Source organism: Vibrio sp. 1F169 (genome assembly GCF_041439605.1).
GTDB classification, from domain to species: Bacteria; Pseudomonadota; Gammaproteobacteria; order Enterobacterales; family Vibrionaceae; genus Vibrio; species Vibrio tasmaniensis_A.
Map to the genome: position 1 here is coordinate 20,232 of NZ_JBGOOI010000047.1, position 16,049 is coordinate 36,280.

Here is a 16,049-nt window from a genome sequence, read left to right on the forward strand (position 1 = left end):
CGTAGAATAAAAGCTAGAAAGATAACAAGAATAATTAAAACGATAACAAGAGTAAGGTCGCCATTATGTTCAACATGGACTTTTCAAAGAGACTGGTTATAGAAACCGAGACATTAGATTGGATCGCGAGCCCTGCCAAAGGGGTATGGCGTAAGCCGCTTGAAAGAGAAGAGAAAGAATCAGGTCACACGACCAGTGTTGTGAAGTACGATCCTGAATCTTCGTTTTCTGAGCACCCGCATCCGCAAGGCGAAGAGATATTCGTATTAGAGGGTGTGTTCTCAGATGAAACTGGAGACTTCCCAGCGGGCACTTATATCCGTAATCCCCCGGGCAGTGCGCATTCTCCATCAAGCAAAGATGGCTGCACGATCTTGGTGAAGCTTAATCAGTTTGATGCGAGAGACTTAACTCAAGTTCGTATCAATACCCTAGAAACGGAATGGCTTCCGGGCATCGGTGGCTTACAAGTGATGCCGCTACATGTTTTTGAGCACGAAAATGTGGCCTTGGTGAAATGGCCCGTTGGTGAGCGCTTTCAGCCACACCGTCATTTTGGTGGTGAAGAGATCTTTGTGTTGTCAGGCACTTTTAAAGATGAACATGGCGTGTATCCAAAACACACTTGGATGCGTAGCCCTCATATGAGCGAGCATTTCCCTTATGTGGAAGAAGAGACGGTTATCCTAGTGAAAACGGGTCACTTGCCATTGGATTAAAGGAATGCTCAATATAAAGATGAGAAAGCCGCATTGTTGTGAACAAGCGGCTTTTTTAGTTTTTATATATGAATTGACTAGTAAGCGACACCAATACGTTGACGTGGGAACTTGCCAGCTTCGAGCTCATCAATCATCGCAATCGCGTAGTCGCTGACTGAAATTTTGCTGTTGCCATCTTCGTCGGTGAGCAGCTGATCACCACCTGTGCGGTAGGTTGATAGCTTATCGCCCGGGAAAATTTCTGCTGCAGGGCTAACAAACGTCCAGTTAACCTCGCTGTTCGATTGCTTGAACACTTCAAGAGCTTCACCCTGTGCTAGTGCTTCGTTTTTGTAATCTGCTGGGAAGTCAGGAACGGTCACTAACGGTACGTTTGGCGCCACTTCTAATGAACCTGCACCGCCAACCCAAAGCAGGCGCTCGATACCAATGCTTGGCAGTGTCTCAAGCAGCTTAGTCGCTGTGCTTTTTACGATGTCGTGATTACCCAAAGCACGTCCGCCAATCGAAGTGATTACTGCATCAACGCCGGATAGTGCGATTGCAAGGCTTGCTGCTTCATCTTGTAAATCAAATGAACGAACTTCAACATCGCTGATTTCTACACGGCTTGCATCTCTTACGACAGCAACCACGTCGTGACCACGAGATTGAGCTTCTTGAGCGATGTGACTACCAATCCAACCTGATGTGCCTAATACTGCAATTTTCATAATGTCTCTCCAATTATCTAATTTATTGAGTCTGTTTCTCGACAGCCATTGCAGTCTAATAGCTCACTAGATTGCGATAAATATCGTGAAATGATGTAGATTGTATCTATACAGTTATCTAATAGGCTTGGTTAAGTCGGTAAGGGAGAGTGTGATGGACAGGTTGACGGCGATGCGTAGCTTTGTTGAAGTCGCAAATTGCGCCAGTTTTACTCAAGCAGCAGAGCATTTGGACATGAGCCGTTTACAGGTTTCACGGCATGTTCAAGAGATCGAAGGGTGGTTAAAACAAAGGCTTCTGCACAGAACGACTCGTAAGGTCAGTTTGACGACAGCAGGGGAGATTGCGCTACAACGTTGCGAAAAAATACTCCATGAAACGGCGGAGCTAGAAGTCACTGCACTTAATCAAACCGATGCTCTTTCCGGAACCATTCGAATAGCAGCCCCAATTGGCTTGACTCAACATATGCTGTTGAGTGTGGTTGAACAGTTCACAGAGCTTCATCCCAGTATCACGGTAGAGCTATTTGCTTCTGACCATTTTGCTCAGCTGGTGGATGATAGAATCGATATTGCGCTGCGCTATACCGATCAACCTGACGATAGTTTGATTGCTCGAAAGCTAATGGAAATTGATTCGGTGGTGTGTGCCTCACAAGACTACCTAGACAAACACGGTGAACCTGAAACGGTTGAAGCGCTTAGACAACACAATTGTTTTCGTCATTTGAGTGTCTCTAAGTGGGATTTTGTTAAGGATAACCAACATTATTCGGTTGAGGTGTCGGGGACTATTAAGGCCAATGATGTTGGGGTGTTAGCTCGCGCCGCACAGCATGGCAAAGGGGTTGTTCGATTACCTTGTGATTTAGCGAATCCGTTGATTGCAGAAGGGAAGTTGAAACGAATTTTGGATGATTTTGTTTCACCGAGTAGCGTGCTTTGGGCGGTGTACTTGTCTCGCAGTTATCAGCTGCCTGTTGTTCGTCAGTTCATTGATTTTGCAGCAGAAGCTTGGTCTAGCGATATCAAATCTGGAGACGTTTAAGCTTACATCGCTCATAACTTGTCTCGTCCTAAAATAGAACCAAATAAATATATAAGCCCATAAATACAAAAATCCGATATCAAAGGTGATATCGGATTTGAACTCAATAATTCAGAGTTCCAGCACGCTCTCCTCTCACGAAGTCTTTACATGTAATGATGTACGGATAATCGGGTGTTTATCGCCTTATCGTTGATGCTAGGTAAAGGCTGATACAAGCTTTTGGTAATGTCTGATAATACTTGGTCGTAGACTTGCGATACCACAGTAGAGATATCACTGGTTAACTCGTACATGCTATCTGCTGGTTGGGTCGCTTCAGTGCTTGATGCGATCTCGGTAAGTGCATGCATCGCACGTGTACAAATGGGTGACCCACTGCTGATAGGGCAGATAATCGATAATTGGTTGAGTTTGCGGTGTGTCTGAGATGCGTAGAATTTGAATCTCGCATACTCCTCAGGCTTCTCCATATCCGCCTTTTCTATCCCAGGGATGGCCATTCTCAACTTGGTAAGGATCTCCATGCAATCCAAGATCTGTTGCCAGTTCATGTGGTACTCACGGCTCATGTCTTCTCGTTCAGACTGAATCAACCAAATGATCATCACTTCATCCATCAAGAACATGCTGTGACGAATCGTTTTTCCATGAATCGATTGATTACGTACTAAGCTACGGTTTTGCCAGTCATTGTGCATAGCGATGAGTTTGAGATGATAAATGCGATACATCGGACGGCTGTCAAACGACACATGAGATTGAAGCAATTCAGACACCTCAAGTATGTTGTCGTAAATCTTATTCACTTTTCGAATTGAGTCGCTCGTCAATTGATACGCCAGAGCATAATGCGTTGCCGCGCGATGTTTGCGTGATAGCAACAATAACTGTCTGAGTAGAACTAAGGTTTCAAACCGGTGTGATAGCGCTGTTTGTCTCTTCTTTGAGAAATGAAACAGCGCTGCAAGTACTAATAGGGATAAACCCACTGAAATAACGACCAACATATTCAACTCCTAATATCTGAATACCTACTTAGTGGTAGTTCACGATTTGTGCCAAAATTGATAAACATTATATTTCAACGACTTATGTTTTAAGCCCGCTTGTGGATGACCAATACTGGTGCATCACCTCACCATTCGAGTGAGTGCGATAGAAGAGGTTAGAGGTTTTTATAGTTTCTAGACTTTGCTATGGCTGAAGCACAAATAGCTACAATCTGGCTAACCTCTTATGCAAGGTTAGTCAGATTGGGTTACACAGAGATGTACATTCAGTGAGTAGATAGTGAAGGTATGACTAAAGATTTACGGCGAATGTACCACTGAGAAGACAGATAACCGCGAAGCTCGTTTAGGTCGATAGCCCAATAAGTCGATCGATCCAGAAATCAATAGCTAGATAAATCAATAGCGCGATAAGTCGATCACTTTATTGCATAGCTTACTCAGAGCCAGTTGATCATGGCTGATCAAAATTAGGCCGCAATTAGCTTCTTTCGATACTTCAACAATTAACCTTAGCGTTTGTGCTGCAGTGATAGGGTCTAATCGTGATGAGGGTTCATCTGCAATTAACAGTTTTGGGCTCATCATTAGCGCTCGTAAAATGGCGAACCTCTGTAATTCTCCTCCGGATACTTGGCTTGAAGGACGCTCAAGCAATGCAGAATCAAGGCTCAATCTATCTAGAAGTACGGGTATCTTGGAGCGATTTAGCTTGTGAAGCGCACATAAGTCATTAAGTAACGTTTTTAGTGTTGTGTGAGGAGAATGCGCACTGGGTGGATCTTGGTAAAGCTTAAGGCGTTGTCCTTTTTCGATTTTTTGAAGCCAGTCGATATTGCCGGAAAAGTCGTGATGCAACCCTAGTAAAGTATCGGCGAGAGAAGATTTCCCGCATCCGCTGTCACCATAAACTCCCAGTATTTCACCTTGTGATAATGAGAACGTGAGATCTGAAAAGAGTGTTCTTTGATCGCGGTAAATAGCTAAACTTTCAACTTCAAGCAATGGCTTCTGCCCGCTTTGTATACCAACCTCTGAGGGACTAGCGTGACTATTTGATTTATTTGAAGGTTGCGAGGAAGTTGGCTGATCAAGAGACCAATACTCAGGTTGCGCTTGTATTAGCGCTTTTGTGTAGGCCGCTTGTGGCTGATCTAAAATGGCTTTAGCGTCTCCCCTTTCAACAATTGCCCCTTCTTTCATTACAATGATGTCACCACCTAACATTTTAGCCAGCTTAATGTCGTGAGTGATGGTGAGCAGGCCACCGGGTTTGCCATTTTCAAGTTGTTGGCAGTGAGAAAGGAGAAGTTGCCCAACGTGATCACGTCGGCTTTCGTCTAAGCCTTTTGTGGGTTCATCGGCAATTAACAGTTTGCCTCCAGCTTGTGTCGCACATAAGTACGCAGCACGTTGCGCCATTCCGCCCGAGAGTTCAAATGGGTGTTTATCTCCATCTTTGCCCAGATCCATTTGTTGAAGTGCATGATGGGTGAGTGTGTCACTCTGGGAACGACCTTCGTTTAAAACCAGCTTATGAACTTCGCTTATCTGCGATCCTATAGTCCGAAGCGGATTGAGTGCTAACCAAGGTTCTTGAGGTAGCAAAGCTATTTCTTTGCCCCAAAACCGTTCTCGATTTAAAGGGTTAAGCTCATCAAACAAAGTAATGTCGCCCTCTGGTTTTAAGGCATCAGGTAATGTGCCGGCGATAGCTGCCGCGATTAGGCTTTTCCCCGCGCCTGTTTCTCCCAAAATGGTGAGCGGACGCTGAGGATATAAATCTAAACTTAAGCTCTGGACTAAGGTTTGAGTATCAGTATGAATCGACAGGTTTTCAATTTTTAACATTGCGTTCATGCTGTTACTCCCTTATCCGCTTGTTTACCTAGTTGCAGTTTTTCTTGTTTAGATCTTGGTTCATTATGCGCATGGTTTTTTGAGGATTGCGTGTGACGTTTTCCTTGAGCTAATAAATGAAAGCTTAATACCAGAAGAAAAACGGTCAGTACCGGTTGAATCAAAACCCAAGGGGCTTGGTGGTAGTAACGGAATAGTTCAACCATCATTAAGCCGAGCTCAGCTTCTGGCGGCTTGAGCCCAACATGCAGAAAGCCTAAAGACGCGAGTGCCAGTATTGAATTACCCGTACCAAAACAGAACAGGGTGAATAAATCATTTCGGCAATCAGGCCATAAGTGACGCTTGAATATATACCAGTGGTTGAACCCATAAAGCCGAGACGCTTCTACTGCAGGTGACTGAATGAGTGACAACGTTCGGTTGCGTGACACGCGGAAAAAATCCACCCACAGCATGAGCGATATGGCGATATATAGAATAAGGAATGATCCAGGAACCATTGCCGCAAAAAGTAAAACAAGAATTAAGCCGGGCATGGCGAGTATCATGTTCACGTTGAATGAAAAGATTTTATCCCACCATCCTTGTTTCCAGCCGGCTATTACTCCCATTGACGTCCCTAACAACGCAGCCGTGGTAATACTGATTAATGCCATGGAAAGTGAGGTGCTAATGGCGTGGCTTAATCTCGCTAGATTACTGCGTCCAAAATGGTCTCTGCCTAAAGGTTCTTCGACAGAAGGCGTTGTGAATGCAAGGTCTAAATTTTGCTTGGCAATATCACCTTGATAGACAGTCCGTTCTAGCATGACTACGCATAATAAGGCGGCTAAGATAATCAGACCTAACCATTGCGGCTTTGTTAAATTCATACGATCTTAACCTTCTTTTTTTCGGATTCTTCTTGTGGTCTATTAGGCGCGAATTTTGAAAATAAACCTGAAGTTTTATTCGCGCGTTGCCTTGGATCCAATTGGTAGTTAACAAGATCGACTAAGGTATTGATGACCACAAATAGAAGCCCCATTAGCAAAGCAGAACCTTGAATCATTGGTATATCTCTACGGAAAATCGCATGCGCTAACGCGTGACCAATACCCGGCCAAGAGAATAATGACTCGATCATAATGATCCCTTCAATTAACCCGGTTGCTTGAACACCAACAAAAGTAATAACAGGTAAAGCGATGTGTTTATGAGCGTGATGCTGAAAAGCTTGCGCCTCACTGAGTCCTTTTAAACGAGCGAATAAAAAGTGCGGTGCTGTGATGGCATCATGAGTGGCATTTCTTATAAGGCGACTAGACATTGCAGCCAGCGATAGTGCTAAGGCGAGGGCGGGCAGAACGATAAACTCGACTCGACCAAAGCCTGCCACAGGAAGCCAATTCAGCTGTAACGCAAAGATAATCACCAAGGCCAAACCAATAAGAAAGACTGGCTGAGCTCTTAGGATGATAGAACCTAATAGTGAGAAGTTGTCTGCAAAAGAGTCGGTCCGTTTTCCACAATAAATACCGATTGGGATGGCAATGAAAAGAGAAATGACAGTCGCGACGACGGCCAATAAAAGCGAGTGACCGAGCTGGTGGCTGATTTCATTAATCACAGGTGCACCGCTGATCAATGATGTTCCCAAATCAAAATGAAGAAGATCCCATAGCCATTCGAGGTATAGCTGCAAGCCCGAACGATCAAGCCCTAGCTCTTGGTAAACCGCTTGTGCCGCATCTGCATCCACATAATCGTACCCATAACGACCCGCTGCAATTCGAAAAGCAAAGTCGCCGGGTAACAAGCGCATTAAAATGAAAGTGAGTGTTCCGATACTCCAAGCCACAAAGCCGGCTTGGAGTACTCTTCGGATTAAGATATTAATCATTAATCGTCATCTCTGAGATACGATAGTTGATTTCAAATGGGTCAAATGAGAAGTGGTTAACACGTTCATTCACCGCGACTAATTGAGTGTAGAAAGTCACAGGAATCAGCGGCATTTCTTCCGCTAATATGGATGAAGCTTCTTGAGTCATTAGATTATATTGTTCTTGGTTTGGTTCAACCGATAGACGTTGAAGTAAGCTGCTGAACTCATCAGAAGACCAGTTCATTGGTCCCCAGTCACTGCCTTTATGGCTAGCAAAATCTCGCATCAGTAAGGCTAGGGGATCCGCCGTAGTGCCAAAATTACGCGCCACGAGCGCCATTTCTAATGTGCCGTCTTTGTGCTTTGATGGAATTGCACTTGAGTTATCGATAGAAACATTCACTTGAATGCCGACTTCTTTAAGCTGAGCTTGAATCGCGGTAGCTACGATAGGCAGCTCTGGTCTGTCTGAGTAGGTAGTTAAAGTAATATCGAATGCTTTGCCTTCTCGCGAAAGGAGACCTTCCTCATTTTCCTGCCAACCTTGCCCTGCAAGTAATGTTTTCGCTTGGTCGATATTGCGCTGAGTTTGCTCAAGGTTATTGATGTGCCATGCGCCAAGAGAAGGGGCAAACAGTTGATAGGCTTCAGAGCCTGGAACGCGGACAATTTGTTTTGAAATACCCGTTCGGTCCAAAGCTAGACTGATAGCTTGACGCACATCTGAATGATTCAAAAGTGGGTGTTCATTATTCAACTTAATTAGGATCGTTCTTGGGATGGACTCCATCACCAATTCAACATTCTTTGCTGACTCAAGCAGGTCGATACTGGCTGGGTCGAGTGTGTAAACCAGATCGGCTTGACCGGTTTGTGCTAACAAAGCACGGCTTTCAGAGCGATGACCTGCAAGGTAGTGAACATGTTCAATCGAGGCTTTTGTGCCCCAGTAGTCAGCATTTTTGACAACATGCGCTTTATGAGGAGCTTGTAACTCTTGGATTTTATAAGGACCTGTACCACTCAGTTGTGCAACATTTCCTTGTTGATCAAACGAACTTGGTGCTGCAATCGCTGCTGTGTAATGAGCTAACACTGCCAGCAATGGTCGATAAGGTTGAGATAGTTCTATCACTAGAAGGTTGTCTGAAGCTGATACCTCTTTGATAGGTACACGCTTTAATACGCCAGGTTTTTTTAAAGCGTGAGAAAGAGAAGTTTGAACAGCTTGCGCGGTAAGCGGGGAGCCATCGTGGAACACAACGTCTGGGCGCAATGTGAATTCCCAGCGTAAATTGTTTGCGTTAGTTGTCCATTCTTTCGCTAATAAAGGGGTGACGTTGCCTGACTTATCGATAGCAGTAAGCGCTTCAACGACTTGTAACCGTGTAAATAAATAGCCGTTTTTAGATAAATCTTGGTCGGTAAATTCAAAGGGGCCAGAAATGTTTAGCGTTGTTGGTTGTGTTTCTTTTGATGGTAAAAATATCCATATGAGTAGTGCACTGATGGAAAGTAACGCCAGTGCGGCAAGCTTTTTCATGCTTTTGTCCTAGTTATGAGTAATTATTTGCGATGTTATAACATAACAGTTGTGTATTGTTAATGATAATAGTTGCTAATTGGCTCGGTTTTTTATCGGACGTGAGTATGAAAAAAGCCCCACTTAAATCAGTGAGGCTCTAATTTTTGTATGCGGTTCTGATTCTAACAGGCTTTATTGGACGGTATCAGTCAGCTGTAAAAGCTGTTTGAGTGACAGTCACTATGCCCTGTTTAAAATAAGCTTGGCTCCATTGGTGAGCCTAGATCTGTTTAGGTCAATGCGCTTGAGTTAATATCGGGATACTAAGCACTAAGCATTAAGCACTAAGCACTAAGCATTAAGCATTAAGCATTAAGCATTAAGCATTAAATATTAAACATTAAGCCAGTTTTAGGTCGAACTCAGTGCGGTACATCACCATATCTTCAATGGTCAGTACAGGCATGTTGTGCATTTTACCGAAAGCAACGATCTCTGGCGCTTTTGCCATCGTGCCGTCTGGGTTGGTAACTTCACACAGTACACCTGCCGATTGAAGACCTGCCATTTGCATTAGATCCACAGTACCTTCTGTGTGACCGCGGCGAGCTAGTACACCACCTTTACGCGCACGCAGTGGGAATACGTGGCCAGGGCGAGCTAGGTCACTAGGCTTAGCCGTTGGGTTTGCTGCTGTCTTGATCGTTGTTACACGGTCAGCGGCAGAAACACCTGTTGTTACGCCGACTTTTGCTTCGATAGTGACGGTAAACGCAGTTTGGTTTGCGCTGTTGTTATCAACAACCATAGGTGGAAGTTCAAGTTGGTTCGCTTGCTCGTCTGTTAAGCATAAGCACACAATACCGCTGCATTCTCGGATCATAAGCGCCATTTGCGCATTAGTTAGGTGTTCTACTGAGTAGATGATGTCGCCTTCGTTCTCGCGATCTTCATCGTCAAGTAAAAGTACGCCACGACCTTCGCGTAGAGCTTGCAGTGCGTTTTCAACGCGAGTGATTGGTTCGCCAAATTCGGCAAGTAGTGAAGACTGATTCATGGTTAAACTCCTAAAATATCACCAGAATCAGGGCTGTATGAGGGATCTCAACCGAGCACAACAAAGCAGACTCATTACAAGTCGACTTGTACCAATCGTAGTAAACAACTGGTCATTCTAGCTGGTTAAAACCCTTGATAACGGCGTTAAAATTTTTGACTGTAGAATAACTACTTATCGAAAAATTTTGCCTTGTTCTCAAGCGTTTTTCCTGCGCTATCTCTGATCATTTATTTACTGTGATTGGTATTAGCTCATTATGGTTTTATCCAAAACGAAATGCACCCGTCTAAGTTGGAGGCATGAACCTAATAAATAGGTACACCTTTCCAACTTAAACGAGTGTGTTTTCATTCTCTCTCATCCGGACTATGACCGTCGGCTCTGGCATCTCACCAGATCTGCTGACCTCGACGAATCGAGCGCTCGCGGGCTTATCTTTAGATTTTGCTAAAAACATACCGCCGGTGGGGAATTTCGCCCCGCCCTGAGAATAAAAATTAATAATCTGTTTTGCTTTGAAAGCAGACCAGATGGTAATCCTTTCAATAGTGGATTTAAAGGACTGACAGCAAAGTTTTTCAGATTCCAGCCTTATAATCGGGTAAGTGTTCACTTTATCAGCAGAACGTGTCCGGCAGTCTTTAGTGGGATAATGCCTTTGTCTCAGCTGGTTTGAGTGGTCTTTGTTGCTCTATGAACATCAGTGTATGTCGAACATTATTGGTGCTGGCCTGGCCGTTCACTGAATCAATACTCAAGAGGTTCATCAATCGAACATTGTTAGACCATGACGGCTTAATGACCGTTTTGACATAAAATTGATATTGGCAGTGCTAAGCTGCGCTAGCATCCATCCACTTTATCCAAAAGATCTTAGTCATGACATCTCCGTTCTCTAACAAATCCAAAGGCTTATTACTGCTCGTTTTAAGTTTGTCTTCTCTCGTACCGTTTTTGATCTTTGGATCTAATTTTGACCTTGGGGCTGCGGTTTCGCCTTTCCAAGGCGCCTTCATAACGTTTGTGACTTACTCGGCGGGTAATCAAGGATTCTTGGTAACGCTAGCTGTTTTGTCTTTGGTATTGCTCACGATGAAATTTTCCAAAGCTAAGCTCGTCAGCCTTTGTCTGCAGCTCGGCTTGTTGTTGGTTCTCAGCTTTGCAGCAAAAACTTTCTTAAAGCACTCTACAGAAAGCCCGCGTCCTTATTCTGAGTATTTGGTGACGCAAGAAGTCGTTGACATGCCAGAGCTGTTTTACGAACTGCCATTGGTAGAAAAGAACGCAGCGATTGCATCTGTGAAAGATAAGGTGAGTGAGTGGCGAACGCGTCACTGGTTGGGTGAGACTGATTATTCTTTCCCATCTGGGCACATGATTTTCGTTGGCGTGTGTCTGGCGTTCTTTGGCGGCTTGTTCCTAGAAGCGAAACGTTTTTACTTAGTTGGCGGTTTGCTAGTTTGGGCTGGTGGCGTTGCTTATAGTCGTGTTTGGCTTGGTATGCACCGCCCTGAAGACTTAGCTGCGTCTATCGCCTTTGCCGGTTTGATCTACCTATTGGTGCCACTGATTCCGACGCAAAGAATAGAACCTTTGTTACCGATGTTTCTAAGAGGTAGCAAATGAGTAATAAACTTGCCTAGAAGAGCAATAGTGGGGCTTTTGAGAGAGAGGAATAAAAAACCGCCTTCGGAGAAGGCGGCTATTTTAAACGATGACTGCTATTGAAAAACCATAGACGATATTTGAAATCATAACCGCTACACACTACAAGTTTCATTTTAAATAACTGTTTTAGTATGAATTAACGCAGTTTAAACATACCAACCATTGATGCCAGTCGTTCGTTTACTTGGGAGATATTGTTGGTTTGCACCAAAGCTTGATCTCCATTTTTGTTGAGTTCATTTACAATGTCACTCAGAGCCACCATGTTACGACTAATTTCCTGAGTGACGCTGCTTTGCTCTTCTGCGGCCGTTGCAATTTGAATGCTTAGGTCATTGATACCCGTTACTTGTGACGTTAGCTCATTTAAGCTGCTGCCCACTTTCTCGGTGTTATTAAATGTTTCGTCACAAGTCCCTTTCGTCTTATTCATAGACTCTTCAACATTCTTGTTCACTGAAAGCAAACGAGTCAGCGCTTGTTCAATCTGTTGTGTACTCGCTTGTGTTCGACTCGCTAAGGCTCTCACTTCATCAGCTACTACTGCAAACCCACGACCTTGCTCGCCCGCTCGTGCGGCTTCAATCGCTGCATTTAACGCAAGGAGATTGGTCTGTTCAGCGATTTCACCAATCACTGTCAAAATATCACTGATCCCTTTAGTTTCTTGGCTCATGCTTTCTAGGTTCGATGATGTGTTCTCTATCTCAGAAACTAGTGCATTAACCTTCATTTGAGCATCACCGACAGCATTGAGTGATTGCTCCCCGATATCGGACGCGACTTTAGTTGATTGCGCCGTTTCACCTGCATTTTGGGCAACGGCGTCAGCTGTTGAACTCATTTCTTCAATGGCAGTGACAATTTGTTCAGTTTCTTGCACGTGCTGATTCAAAATGTGGTTATTTTCATCTGATTTATGTTCAAGTTGCTGCACATTTTCTTTCAGTTCAGACGATGCTGCGTCAATCTTTAGCATCAAGTCTTGTATATGCTCGATGAATTGGTTTACACCAGATGCGATTTGCCCTAAATCATCGTGTTTCTTTACTTCGAGTCTCTGAGTTAAATCACCATCACCATTTGATAGCCCTGTAATGGTTTCTTTCAACGCTAGGATGGGTTTGTAAAGAATATTGAGAATGAATAACGTGGCAACTACGCTGATCAATAGGTAGACAATCGTGATCATAATTGCTTGCTGCTGAGCGACTTCTAGCGCTGCGAATACGACGCTTTTGTCTAATCCAACAAGTAGGTACCACTCTTTATCACCATAGCTAACCGCATGGCTGAACATCACTTTCTCAACGCCGTTGATACTATAATTAACGATTGTGCTTTCTGAATTTTGTGCTTTTTTTGCAACGTCTTTCAAAGAAGCGTAATCCGTTAATTTAGTGCCCACCTTAACCACATTGGATGTGCTAGCCAGCACCGTCATGTCATTGGTCATCATCATCGAAATAGCACCGTTGAGGTCGATTTCAGAGACAGTGTCACTTAGAACATCGAGTGGAATGTCTGCCAATACCACACCGTTACCAACATCTTTACCAATGCTCACCATTAAGGTACCTGTTGTGGAGTCTGTATATGGGTCTGTATATACAAGGCTTCCTGAACGCTTACCTTCTTTGTACCAAGCTTTACTGCGAGGGTCGTAGCTTGATGGGCTTTTGTGATTATCCCAGCCCGGGTAATCGAATGAGGCATAAGCATCGCCATTGTCAAAACCTATCATTAAGTTCGCGACATCAGCACCTAATGAGCCCACGCGCATTCGCTCGGCGTGTCTATCTTGATAATTATGTTGACGATAATCAGCAGCTACTTTTGCTACTGCTTGTGTTTTTGCTTCTAGGTAAGTCTCAACCTTATTCCCTTCAATGCGAATACGGTCTTGTGTGCTCTGATAAATATTCTCAGTCAGTGCTTCCTTATTGCTCTGATATGAAAAATAGTTGGCTGAGCCTACACTTATTGCAATTATTGCTGATACGGCGACTAAAAGAACTTGCTTAAACCCAAGTTGTTTCATTTGAAAGTCCTTAATACTGAATGTGTTCATTTTCCTGCTTAATGAATATGCAGTATATAGACGTATTATGAATAGGACTACGCTACCAATTGAACATTCAGCCTGATTTGAACAGTCTCAGCTCTGTATACAAAAAGCTCATGAAAAAATGGTTTATGCAGTAATGGTTCATTGATGGTTCATTGATGGTGAATGAGAGGGAATCGTTACCGCCAGATAGAGATGTTTACGACAGTGTGGTACTGACTTTAAAGCTTAAATAAGGCGCCGCATTAGGGTATTTGAGCATAATGGATAACGTCACTAGTCAGTCATATGAGCTTGCTTATCGAGATGAGTGAGCTGTCATCAAAATAGTTACAAAACGTAAGCAACCTTCAGTACTTACGTTATCTCTATACTAACCAGCTAAGCCTTGCCAAATGGCAGTAAAGCCACTGATAGAACATAACAGTAAAGAACCAATACGTATCTTCTCTTTAGGAATGCTTTGCGTGGTCATTAACGCCACTTTGTAACCCAACCAAGCAGCAGGCAGCAAAGGTATGGTGATGATCAAATGGTGCATAGTGAAGAAGCCAATTGGGATCTGAACAATCAACGAAATGATTGAACTAAAGACAAAAAAGGCAGACAAGTTGCCACGAAGTTGATTGGCATCTTGGTGCTGTAGCAGTAGCGCCATCGGCGGGCCACCAATACCTGAACTGGTGCCAAAGAATCCTGAGAAAAATCCCGCGATGCCCATTTTGGCAGGCGTCGGCTCTAACCTAAACGGAAGCAAGCTGACAATCACTGCAAATACCACTAATAAACCTAACCAAAGTGACAACACGCTCGTTGAAACCATCACCAACAAGGCACCGCCTGCTAGTGAGCCTGGAATGCGTCCTAGTAATGCGATTTTTAATCCGCCAATAGAAATGTTTGCACGGTGTTTAAAGGCGTTGAATAAAGAGATGAACAGGCCAACTAAACAGATAGGCGCAGGTACATAGTCTGGTGAAACCAAAAACAGCAGTGGGGCAGCCACAATGGCCAAACCAAAGCCGATTGCGGTTTGCACAAATGAGCCTGCAAAAATGAGTGCCATTGCGATAAGGGCGGTCTGATCTAGGTATTCCATAAGCCTGCGGATTAGTTTTAAAGGAGCAAGTGAATACTATAAATTAAAACGAAAAGAATAGTCTTATTATTCAGTGAGGTTTATGCAAGTTTCGCTAGTTATAATTTCGATTACAACGGCCAATAAAAAAGAGAGCGAATATCTCAGGATGTGCTCCTTTCAATATCCACTCTCTTATTGGATTGCTTATCGATTTTTGCTGTTGGGGGAGTCAGCGTTAAACGCTAAGCCATTGCCAATTTCAGTCGCTCAATCGGCTTGTCATTGATAGGCAAATGGATCAGTGCTGCTGCAAATGCCAGTACCACCGTTGACCACCAGATTGGCTCGTAAGAACCGTAGTAATCGTAAATACGACCACCAACCCAAGCGCCTAAGAAGCTACCCACTTGGTGAGTAAAGAATACCAAGCCGTACAACGTCGACAGGTAACGAGCACCGAAGATCTGACGAACTAAACCAGACGTTAGCGGAACCGTACCCAACCAACAGAAACCAATCGCCGCACCGAAGATAGCTGCGGTTGACTCAGTCACTGGCAAAGTCACAAACGCACCAATAACTACAGTACGCACTAAGTACAGTGCCGACATTACATGACGTTTGCTGAACTTATCGCCCATCACACCCCAGAAGTAAGACCCGAAGATGTTGAAGATACCTACATAAGCCAGTGCCATTGCTGCGCTGCTTGCTGGTAGGTTTTTGTCGGCTAAGTAACTTGGTAAGTGCGTCGCAATGAACATCACGTGGAAACCACACACGAAGAAGCCCGCATGAATCAACCAATAACTTTTGTTCGAAAATGCTTCAGACAGTGCTTCTTTCAGTGTCTGGGTGTCTTCTACTTGTTTATTGGTTGCTGACTTCGGTGCTCGCATAAACAGTGCAAATGAGATCATCAAACAACAAAGCACGCCAAAGACTTGCATCGCACTTTGCCAATCAAATTCGTTCAACATGTATTGCGCGCCCGGAATTACCGCGAACATACCAAATGAACCTGCTGCTGTGGTTAAACCAAATGCCTTCGCTGCGTGCTCTGCAGGTACTACTTTTGCTACCGCGCCCAACACGATCACATAGCTCGTCGCACTCAATCCAAGGCCAACTAATGCGCCTAGTGAAACGTAAAGCATGCTTGATTCGGTAGACATTGAGGTAAGAAGTAAACCCAAACCGTAAGCACATGCGCCAGCAATAATGATGCGTCTTGCTCCCCATTTGTCAGCGGCCATGCCCACAAAAGGCTGGAACACACCGAACAGCAGGTTTTGTAGAGCAATGGCGAAGCTGAAAAACTCGCGGCCGGTGCCGAAATGCTCTGAAATTGGCATCATGAAAAGGCTTTGTTGCGTAATTAAATTTAAAGATAGAACAACCCCGTTTCGCGTATTTCT

The 16,049-nt window shown here is 44.1% G+C and carries 13 protein-coding genes and 1 riboswitch; of the genes, 3 read left to right on the top strand and 10 right to left on the bottom strand.

Going from position 1 to position 16,049, the window contains the following annotated elements; all coding sequences use genetic code 11:
* The first annotated feature begins 65 nt into the window (after positions 1–65).
* Complete coding sequence (locus ACED53_RS16345) at positions 66–719, top strand: cupin domain-containing protein (protein ID WP_017101664.1); 654 nt, start codon at positions 66–68, stop codon at positions 717–719.
* Between the two features lie 77 nt (positions 720–796).
* Here ACED53_RS16345 and ACED53_RS16350 read toward each other — a convergent pair whose 3' ends face one another.
* Positions 797–1,435, bottom strand: coding sequence for an NAD(P)-dependent oxidoreductase (locus ACED53_RS16350; protein ID WP_017101663.1), 639 nt, complete (start codon positions 1,433–1,435; stop codon positions 797–799).
* Positions 1,436–1,589: 154 nt separating this feature from the next.
* Between ACED53_RS16350 and ACED53_RS16355 the strand changes: the two genes are divergently transcribed.
* Entirely contained in the window at positions 1,590–2,486 is an 897-nt protein-coding gene (locus tag ACED53_RS16355) for a LysR family transcriptional regulator (RefSeq protein WP_029225576.1), read from the top strand.
* Positions 2,487–2,632: 146 nt separating this feature from the next.
* Here ACED53_RS16355 and ACED53_RS16360 read toward each other — a convergent pair whose 3' ends face one another.
* The 6 genes from ACED53_RS16360 to ribB all read right to left on the bottom strand — a co-directional run bounded on the left by ACED53_RS16360 (position 2,633) and on the right by ribB (position 9,811).
* On the bottom strand, positions 2,633–3,496 hold the full coding sequence (locus tag ACED53_RS16360; RefSeq protein ID WP_017101661.1) for a hypothetical protein: 864 nt from the start codon (positions 3,494–3,496) through the stop codon (positions 2,633–2,635).
* Positions 3,497–3,898: 402 nt separating this feature from the next.
* Positions 3,899–5,359, bottom strand: coding sequence for an ABC transporter ATP-binding protein (locus ACED53_RS16365; protein ID WP_017101660.1), 1,461 nt, complete (start codon positions 5,357–5,359; stop codon positions 3,899–3,901).
* Positions 5,356–6,234 (bottom strand): ABC transporter permease, encoded by an 879-nt coding sequence (locus tag ACED53_RS16370; protein WP_017101659.1) that lies wholly within the window; start codon positions 6,232–6,234, stop codon positions 5,356–5,358. The genes ACED53_RS16365 and ACED53_RS16370 overlap by 4 nt, the downstream gene beginning before the upstream one ends.
* Entirely contained in the window at positions 6,231–7,244 is a 1,014-nt protein-coding gene (locus tag ACED53_RS16375) for an ABC transporter permease (protein ID WP_017101658.1), read from the bottom strand. Before ACED53_RS16375 ends, ACED53_RS16370 begins: the two co-directional genes overlap by 4 nt.
* Positions 7,237–8,772, bottom strand: a complete 1,536-nt coding sequence (locus ACED53_RS16380; RefSeq protein ID WP_017101657.1) for an ABC transporter substrate-binding protein — start codon at positions 8,770–8,772, stop codon at positions 7,237–7,239. Before ACED53_RS16380 ends, ACED53_RS16375 begins: the two co-directional genes overlap by 8 nt.
* A gap of 382 nt (positions 8,773–9,154) precedes the next feature.
* Complete coding sequence (gene ribB / locus ACED53_RS16385) at positions 9,155–9,811, bottom strand: 3,4-dihydroxy-2-butanone-4-phosphate synthase (protein WP_017097981.1); 657 nt, start codon at positions 9,809–9,811, stop codon at positions 9,155–9,157.
* A 348-nt stretch (positions 9,812–10,159) separates the two neighbouring features.
* Positions 10,160–10,310: riboswitch (FMN riboswitch) on the bottom strand.
* Positions 10,311–10,693: 383 nt separating this feature from the next.
* On the opposite strand from ribB, the gene ACED53_RS16390 reads away from it, so the two are divergent.
* Positions 10,694–11,440 (top strand): phosphatase PAP2 family protein, encoded by a 747-nt coding sequence (locus ACED53_RS16390; protein WP_009846275.1) that lies wholly within the window; start codon positions 10,694–10,696, stop codon positions 11,438–11,440.
* Between the two features lie 178 nt (positions 11,441–11,618).
* On the opposite strand, the gene ACED53_RS16395 is transcribed toward ACED53_RS16390, so the two are convergent.
* The 3 genes from ACED53_RS16395 to ACED53_RS16405 all read right to left on the bottom strand — a co-directional run.
* Positions 11,619–13,523 (bottom strand): methyl-accepting chemotaxis protein, encoded by a 1,905-nt coding sequence (locus ACED53_RS16395; RefSeq protein ID WP_009846276.1) that lies wholly within the window; start codon positions 13,521–13,523, stop codon positions 11,619–11,621.
* A 400-nt stretch (positions 13,524–13,923) separates the two neighbouring features.
* Entirely contained in the window at positions 13,924–14,649 is a 726-nt protein-coding gene (locus ACED53_RS16400; protein ID WP_009846277.1) for a sulfite exporter TauE/SafE family protein, read from the bottom strand.
* 224 nt (positions 14,650–14,873) lie between these two features.
* A partial coding sequence (locus tag ACED53_RS16405; protein WP_371708845.1) for an MFS transporter occupies positions 14,874–16,049 on the bottom strand: 1,176 nt, incomplete at its 5' end.